The sequence below is a fragment of the Rhodoferax sp. genome (assembly GCF_037143375.1).
Lineage (GTDB): Bacteria > Pseudomonadota > Gammaproteobacteria > Burkholderiales > Burkholderiaceae_C > Rhodoferax.
In genome coordinates, this window is the sequence record NZ_JBAWYV010000268.1 from 1 (window position 1) to 2589 (window position 2589).

Consider the following 2589-nt stretch of genomic DNA (forward strand, 5'->3'; position numbering starts at 1 on the left):
CCCAACATGTTTTTACCAGCAATTGGAAGCCTCTCTTTAACGGCGAGGGAACGGGGAATTTGACGACAGGTTTGCCTAAACCGACGGCCGTTATTAACGGAACCTATACGCAGGGTACAACTGCAAATTTTGTTGGGCCAACGACAAGTTGTTCAGCTGCCGCGCCCTGCTGGAGCTATGCCAGTCAGGCGACCGGTTTGACAACAGTGTTTAGCAACAAGATTAACGGATATACCGGGGCGTTTGGCAATGCTGGCGCCTATACAGGAATAGCGGCCGCCGTCAACGGCATCGGTGGTAAGCCTGCTACTGCGACCGGTGTTATTCCTGCGGTTACGGCGGCGAGCGCGCAATCGGGTATCGCCTTGGATATTTATAACAAGCTCAAGAATATGCCTGACAGTGAGTTGAGCTTGGTGCGTAAAAAAGGTGGCGCCCGAATGGACAAGACCATCACCGATAACTGGAAAGGTTATGCCAGCTACACCCAGGAAGCGCGCACCGGTGCTCGGCCCTTTGCGATGAATGAAGGTAATATTTCGACCGAGATTGCAGAGCCAATTGACTACACCACCCATGAATTTTTGGGGGGTGTTCAGTATGCCGATGCGTTGACCCAGGCCAACCTGCGAGCCTCGCTGTCCATGTTTCGTAACAATATCAGCACACTGAATGTTGATTACCCCTTTCTTTCTACGGGGGCTAATGGTGGAGCCATGCAGACGGCAACCTATGATTTGTATCCCGATAACAATGCTTTCAACCTGAAGGGTGAATTTGCACGTTCGCTGCCCGATTTCTACAAAGGTCGGTTCAATGCAACCGTGGCATGGGGTACCAGCCAGCAGGACGATACTCTTTTAGCGCCAATTTCTGCCGCGCAAAATGCCCAGCTTGCCGTCGCCGGTTTATCGGGGCCATTGGCAACGTTCTCACCTGGCAATAATGCCGGGTATGGTTCACCAGCGCTCATAAACAACTGGAATACCACCGCAGCCCTGAGTCAGTTGACCGCCAAGCAGCGGATCGATACCACACTGCTGGATTTGGGACTCTCTGTGAAGCCAACCGATGCACTCAGTATGAAGGGTGCCTTCCGGTTCTTTGATTCATCCAACAAGGGCGGTTACACCGCCTATAACCCTCTCACTGGGCAGTTTGGCCGGGGCTTTGCGGATGCCAATGGCCTGACGGGACTGGATGCTGTGGTCGGTTTGGCGCCGGGCAAGACGCCGGGTGCAACAGGCAGTTGCTATGTGCCGCCTGGATTCCCGGCTGTACCTGGCTGTACTTTTGGTGCTGGCACATGGACATCTGCGGCAGCCGGTCTTCCAGTTGTTCCTGTTCCTGGGACTTACACAAACACTATTGTCAACGGCAACAATACGCCAGTTTATGGCCAGGCTCGCTCGACCCAGCAGCTGAACTATGGGTTGGCTGGCGACTACGATTTGTCCCGCACCAGCAGCATTAATGCTGCTTTGGAGCGTGAAGAATTCACACGAAACTTCCGCGAGCGCGATAAAACATGGGAGGATAAGCTCAAGTTGGGCTACGTTAATCGCGGGTGGGGCAATGCAACTCTTCGCACATCTTTTGAGACGGATAGCAAGCGTGGCAGTGATTACAACTACCGTACCTTTGAAGACCTGGGCACGAGCTTGCCAGGTCTCAGCATCAATACCCTAACCGGACAGGCCGGTGTCAATGCAGGAACCGTTGCACTCCCGGCTAACTATGCAGCGCTTGCCGCTGGTATTTTGAATCGCTATTCCTACTATTTTCGCAAGTATGACCAAGCCGACCGTGATCAGAACATCTTCAACGCCCGCTTGAACTTTCAAGCCCGCGAAGACCTTGATTTGGGCGTAACCTTTCAGACCAAAGACATCAAGTACCCCGGTTCGTTCTATGGGATGGATAAAGACAAGCAAGACTCTTTGAGCCTGGAGCTGAATTACCAACCTTCGTCTGGGAAAAACCTCTATGCTTTCTATTCATATCAGCAAGGCCAGAAGTCGATGAAACTTAACTCGGGTACAGCTGGGGCGAATTCCTGTACCGCAGCGAATCTTGCGCTATATGGTTATTCGGCCTGTTCTGACACGGTGACGGGTTTGGATGGCTCACGTCCGACGAGTGCAACCTGGACGTCGGATACGCGTGACCAAAATGACGTTCTTGGCTTGGGTTTCCAGAGTGCGGTGGGCAACATGCAATTCGGGGTTGACTACACCTACTCCAGCAGTTCAACCGCCATCAGCTACAACTACGGCAGCACGGCTTTTAGTGGCACTGCCGCAACCCAAGCCGCCGCCGCCCTGATCGCCGGTAGCGCCCTGCCCAACATGACCTTCGTGACGCAAACCCTTAACTTCAACCTGCTCATCCCAATCAACAAGAAGTTGTCGGTGCGCCTGTATGACCGCTTTGAAGTCGGGCAGGTCAAGGACTGGCATTACGACGATGTGATCAAAAATGCGGCGGCCAATTACGACTCTGGCACCCTGTTGCTCGACGGCGGTGCGCAGAACTACCATGCCAACGTCATCGGCATCTTTATTCAGTACAAGCTGTAACCCTTCTGAC

1 protein-coding gene is annotated in these 2589 nt (G+C 53.3%); it reads left to right on the forward strand.

The window, feature by feature from the left end; genetic code table 11:
• On the forward strand, positions 1-2579 hold a 2579-nt coding region (locus tag WCG50_RS18835; protein ID WP_336901132.1), incomplete at its 5' end, for an MtrB/PioB family outer membrane beta-barrel protein.
• Positions 2580-2589: the final 10 nt, after the last annotated feature.